This window comes from Mannheimia haemolytica (assembly GCF_004342115.1).
GTDB classification, from domain to species: Bacteria; Pseudomonadota; Gammaproteobacteria; order Enterobacterales; family Pasteurellaceae; genus Mannheimia; species Mannheimia haemolytica.
In genome coordinates, this window is sequence record NZ_SMAC01000054.1 from 1 (window position 1) to 5,027 (window position 5,027).

11 protein-coding genes and 1 pseudogene are annotated in these 5,027 nt (G+C 42.4%); all 12 read right to left on the reverse strand.

Features of this window, described 5'->3' with window-relative positions; translation table 11 throughout:
• On the reverse strand, positions 1–104 hold a 104-nt coding region (locus EDC41_RS13070), incomplete at its 3' end, for a DUF4224 domain-containing protein (protein WP_341539293.1).
• 65 nt (positions 105–169) lie between these two features.
• Positions 170–346 (reverse strand): hypothetical protein, encoded by a 177-nt coding sequence (locus EDC41_RS13630; protein ID WP_165876909.1) that lies wholly within the window; start codon positions 344–346, stop codon positions 170–172.
• 143 nt (positions 347–489) lie between these two features.
• Positions 490–729: pseudogene (locus tag EDC41_RS13075) on the reverse strand (DNA cytosine methyltransferase); the annotation flags it as partial.
• A complete protein-coding gene (locus EDC41_RS13080; protein ID WP_061888667.1) occupies positions 726–1,631 on the reverse strand; it encodes an N-6 DNA methylase in 906 nt (301 codons plus the stop codon). The gene EDC41_RS13080 and the pseudogene EDC41_RS13075, both read right to left, overlap by 4 nt.
• Before the next feature lie 194 nt (positions 1,632–1,825).
• Positions 1,826–1,972 (reverse strand): hypothetical protein, encoded by a 147-nt coding sequence (locus EDC41_RS13085; RefSeq protein WP_021279379.1) that lies wholly within the window; start codon positions 1,970–1,972, stop codon positions 1,826–1,828.
• A complete protein-coding gene (locus EDC41_RS13090; RefSeq protein WP_021279380.1) occupies positions 1,972–2,829 on the reverse strand; it encodes an SPFH domain-containing protein in 858 nt (285 codons plus the stop codon). Before EDC41_RS13090 ends, EDC41_RS13085 begins: the two co-directional genes overlap by 1 nt.
• Positions 2,830–2,963: 134 nt before the next feature.
• Positions 2,964–3,461: a MazG-like family protein gene (locus EDC41_RS13095; protein ID WP_115262499.1), complete on the reverse strand. Its 498-nt coding sequence runs from the start codon at positions 3,459–3,461 to the stop codon at positions 2,964–2,966.
• A complete protein-coding gene (locus tag EDC41_RS13100) occupies positions 3,445–3,645 on the reverse strand; it encodes a hypothetical protein (protein ID WP_006248794.1) in 201 nt (66 codons plus the stop codon). Before EDC41_RS13100 ends, EDC41_RS13095 begins: the two co-directional genes overlap by 17 nt.
• A complete protein-coding gene (locus EDC41_RS13105; RefSeq protein ID WP_006252705.1) occupies positions 3,642–3,875 on the reverse strand; it encodes a DUF551 domain-containing protein in 234 nt (77 codons plus the stop codon). Before EDC41_RS13105 ends, EDC41_RS13100 begins: the two co-directional genes overlap by 4 nt.
• On the reverse strand, positions 3,872–4,090 hold the full coding sequence (locus EDC41_RS13110; protein WP_115262500.1) for a DUF7446 family protein: 219 nt from the start codon (positions 4,088–4,090) through the stop codon (positions 3,872–3,874). The genes EDC41_RS13105 and EDC41_RS13110 overlap by 4 nt, the downstream gene beginning before the upstream one ends.
• On the reverse strand, positions 4,077–4,580 hold the full coding sequence (locus EDC41_RS13115; protein WP_115262501.1) for a DUF551 domain-containing protein: 504 nt from the start codon (positions 4,578–4,580) through the stop codon (positions 4,077–4,079). Before EDC41_RS13115 ends, EDC41_RS13110 begins: the two co-directional genes overlap by 14 nt.
• A gap of 9 nt (positions 4,581–4,589) precedes the next feature.
• On the reverse strand, positions 4,590–5,027 hold a 438-nt coding region (locus EDC41_RS13120; protein ID WP_243642648.1), incomplete at its 5' end, for a DUF6378 domain-containing protein.

The following is a 5,027-nucleotide window of genomic DNA, read 5'->3' on the forward strand; positions in this document are numbered from 1 at the left end:
TCGATTTGTCTTTTCTTTTGACGATAGCCTGTTAAATCAGCAAGTTCGTCTTTCGTTAAAAATTCAGTAGGTTGTTCCATATTCTCTCCAAATAACCCCCTCATTTAGAGGGATTGAGTTAAATAATCGTTAAGCCTTTGTCCTATCCACCGCATACAAGGGACGGCCATTATAACTTTTGCCATATGTAACCCTTGTGCGTTTTGCGTTTACCCTGAATGCAAAGGCTGATTTTTGAATGTGAGAAACCATCTTTACCTGCACTTGTCATTGAGGTGTATTTTTTGAATAATTTCCCGTCCAGAGTTATTGCGGCAACAGGAACTGAGCAACGCTCAATATTCATTTTTTTCATCCTCTCGGAGTGCTTGCTAAAACCTCCAAGTCTTGAGCAATGCAACATATTTTCTGAGCGTGTACACCACTCTAAATTTTCAGGTCGGTTGGCATATATCCTTTATCCGTTAAAACCATATGCCCAGCGGTAAAACAAGGCGTACCTCCAACCAACACATCAGGAGCGGGAATTTCGCCGTTTAATATTTTTTTAGGTAGGGCGATCATATCGCCCAAGTTCGGCACATCGGGGAAACGGTGAGCAAGCACTGCACACGGAAACGGCTCAATCTCGCTGAACCATAACGGCGTACCGATGTCGTGCCACGCTACACTTGCTGCCTCAATGCCGGAGCAGATAGATCCATAGGTGAATTTTATTATGTTGTTCATACAATCTTCTCCGCCTGCACCGCAACGCAAATATCATCAATAAATGCGTTAAAAGTGCGGCGTAATTCTGGTTCAAAAAATTCTGCGATCAGCTTGGATAAGCGAACCTCGCCGACAATTCGTTCAATCGCTTGTTCTCGGGCAAACGCCTCTAATTCAAGCGGTTTTATCTCTTCTTGTGGCGGTGGTGGCGGTTGGATACTTTCCCAATGATCAGGTCTAATTTTCCATTTATCAGCACAAATTTGTTGAATTTGCCCACCAGCACAATCGATTAACTCCCGAGAGCAATCATCGGTCGTTTTGGTTTTGTCTACCACCAAGAATAGGACTTCAATCGGGGTATCCTCAAAGGCGTTTTGGATGCGGTTGAGTTCTACAAGTTGATTGCCAACTTCTTCTCGAAAGCGTTTTTCTGTTTGGCGGTAGCCAACGCCGGGAAAGAGAATGAAAAATCCCCATTGGTGACTATTTGCCAGTCCTTTTAGGACGAAAATATCATCAACCACCCCAGATTTTTTCCACGGAAATTCGGATTGAATTTGTGCTTGTTCGGCTTGGCTTAAATCCTTAAATTTAAGGGAAAATGGCGGATTCATAATCACGCAATCGCACGGTTCGCCGTTAGGATAGAGAAAGAAGCTCTGATTATAGATTTGAGCCGTAGGGAAATTGTGCCGTAACACATCGCAGCTTTCGGATTGGACCTCTACCGCAGTAAAAGAGGTTGGGCGGACAAATTGCTCCAACTGCCCAGAACCTGCCGCCCCGTCAAAAACAGAAACATTATTTCTGGCATACTGCTTGACCTTTTCAGCAACATAACGGCGTAGAGCTTCACCTGTGATGTATTCAGCGAATTTGTCGGCTTTTTTGCGGTTATTGTGTTCTTGGAATTGCATTTTTCCTCCAAAAAATAACCGCTTGTTCCGCAAGCGGTTGGTTGTCAAGTGTTCATTTGTTCAATTGTTCAATGAACAGTTCATTTACTCGGATTTGTCTTTATTTCGTTCGGTCAATTTATATTGACGGAAGAACGCTTGGGTGGCGAATGCAACGGCCACACCGGTAATAATGCCTAAAATGAACATTGTTTTTACTCCTGTTTTAGTTTTTGGATACGCAATTCAACTTCTTCAATCTGACGTTTCATCAGCTTTCTTGAATGCCATAACATATTGGCGGATAAGCATAGAACCCCACTTAGTACAACGTGGAAAATGACTTGTACAACATCAGCCATTATTGTCCTACCTTCACAAACGGCACTGTGCCGTTCGGTGTCATTGTGGTTGGTAATACGCCATTCCATTTTTCCGCCGCAGTGAGTTCTACTAGCTGACGATTTTCTTTCAGGGCTTCACCTTTCGCACGAATAGCGGCGGCTTCCGCTTCACCGGCAAGGCGGACTTTTTCAGCGTCTGCTTTGGCTTGAATCACTTCGGCATCGGCTTTTGCCTGTGCATTGACCTTGACTATTTCCGCCTGTTTCTGCTGGATAATCAGTTCACGTTCGGCGGTTTGGATTGCCACGTTTTTCTGTACGCTTTCTTCCACTCGTTTTTCGTATTCCTTGTTAAATTGGATCACGGTTTGCACGGCGGTAATTTCAATCGGATAGCCTTTCACCGCCTCACGAATTTGGCTTGTGATGTCGGTAGTTAGCTTGGCCCGATTTTCTAACGCACGCTGAGCGGTATATTCGCTGAATACCACTTCCAACGCTTGACGGCTGCGAGGTTCGATTAGTTGGTTGATCATATTGTCGGTGGTACGGTAGTTTTTGTATACCGCCACTGGATCGGTCAGCTTGTAAGTAATCGTAAGGGCAGTAGTTACCGTCTGCGTATCACGGGTATAGGCGGAAATGCCACCGGCTAGATCGCCGTTGCCGTCAAATGCGCCGAGAACGATTTTTTGCTCACGGGTGGAAAAGGTAATATCATCTTCTAGCCACGACCGCCAGTGCAGTCCGGCTGATTTTGTTTCGATGATTTCGCCGTATTTTGTGACTAAGCCGATTTCGCCCTCATCAACGGAGAACGGCGAACAAGCAGTAAGTGCGACCGCAAGCGGTGCGATAAGGAGGATTTTCTTCATTTGAGTTTCCTTGTGGGTGGATAAAAATAAACCCTGCACGGGCAGGGTCGGTTAAAGTTCTTTGATGGCTTTTATCACTTTGGATATCAAGTAGCCTAAAATTAGTCCTAACAGAAAGGCGGTAGAGGTTGGCATTATAAGTCTCCCTCTTTCACAAACACGCCATCAATCATTTTTCCTTTTCGATTTTTGATTTGAATATAAGCATAGAGGAGAGCTGTTTGTACGTCTGTTTTGTAGAATTGAGCGATAAGATCAAGCTGATTTTCAAAGCCGCTTAAGTAATCTTCTAATCGAGATAAATCACAACCTCTAGATAACTCACTTGCTACATTACCTAAATCAATATTGGCCTGAACAATCTGAGCCGCAACTCCACAATTAAAATTGGTATTATCGCAATGGCTAATGCTAAACAGTTTTTCCATTTTGAGCTGTTTACGCATAATCGTACAAATCACTAGACAGTCACCTAGACTGTCTAAAATAGTTTCAAATTCATTGGTTGCTACACCTGCACATAATTCCCCAAACTCTTCCATTAGTTTTAACATTTGCTTTTGTGGGGTAGAGCCGTTAATTAAATTGCGGTCTTCCGCCCATTGTTCGATGTTTTTAATTAGTTGTTGCATTGTTTAGTCCTCTCATTTCTTTCATTGCTTCATCAATCGCCGTGCGTAAATCGGCATTTCTTGCCATACGGAAATGCTGGCTGTTTTCAGCGTGATTACTAATAACAAATTCGTCTGATAAGCCATTGTAGCGGATTTCCATTTTGTGCTTTTTGATAAAATCTAAGCGTTTGGTGTCTGTCATTGGTTGTCCTTTGGCAGCTTTGGAAGTGGTTGCCAGTGGGTTACTGCAATCACATCGTCATCAAGCCCATATTGATTTACACTAAGAAAATACCACTCGTTATCGGCAAGTTCTCTTGAAACTATTAAAATTAACTGCATTCCTGAAATATCGCATAACCCTAGCACATCCGTTTCAATAGGTGGTAATTTGTCCTCAATGGAAATCCAGCCGTTGTTTTCTTTACTCATTTTCTTAAATCCTTTACAGTAATTTCAAATTCAGGCTCGCCATTTTCTTTTGAGATAATGATTGGGGAACCAAACTTCAAACAGTGTTGAACTACACATAATAGAGCCGGCATTGTCACATCTTGCTTTTCAGTCCATAAATCGCCTTTTTTATTGACATAGCCTGCATAAATTTCATTTGTGAGTGGCGATACGCCTAGTTTAATTTCTTTCATTTGCTTTCTCTTTTGGTGGCTCGGGAAGAGGTTGCCAGTGGGTAACACCATAGACAGGCTGAATACCTAAGAATCCACCCGGCTTGAACCAGCTCTCGCCATTGAATTGAGCAATCATAATAAAATTGTTTGTTATCAAGACTTCTTTGCGGATTTCTGGCAATCTGTCTTTGACTGAAATCCAGCCATTAGTTTCTACAAGTTCTGGTTGTTCAATAAAATTGTCAACCTCTTCAAAGTACCCAGATTCCTTTTCTTCACTTGTAAGCGGGCGAATATCTGATTTTGCTCTACCTAAAACAACGCCATAAACTGCATATGGTAAATCATTGGCTTCATAGTTTTCGCAATCATCCATTTCACTGGCAAACTCATAGGCTTCAGCAGCACCATTTAAACAGCTTTGTTTTGCTTGCTCTAAGGTTTCGTGCAGATTTAGGATATGTATATCATTTGATACATCAACTGAAAAATATTTTTCTTTGCTCATAAATTCCCCCTAAGTTATATTTTCACTATATTTCTTGCCTGTTACGGCTTCCAATACCGCCACCGCTTGCTCTTTCGTTTCAAACTCCAAATCCAGCCGCCATACTGCATTTTTATCAAGATGTGATTCGGGATAAATGCTATCTGTTAATGGTTTTGGTAAGCCTTTGGTATTGGTATTGTCTGATGATTGCGGAGTATAAATATCGCCGCCTAATAGGGCATATCCGGCAATATCTTGCCAGCTATCTTGGTGGTTTGAGCCGTTATTCAAAATACGAGCCAGTTTAAACAGTATCATTTCAACCGAGATTTGCTGCCGCCAAGTAAGTTTCTCTGCGTGCGGGTCGCTTACTTTGCGTAAACCACCATAAATCTTGGCGAAACTGTTGTAGTTGCCGTGTTGTTGTTCACGTTCATCTAAAATATGTTGGGTTGTTTTCATCGT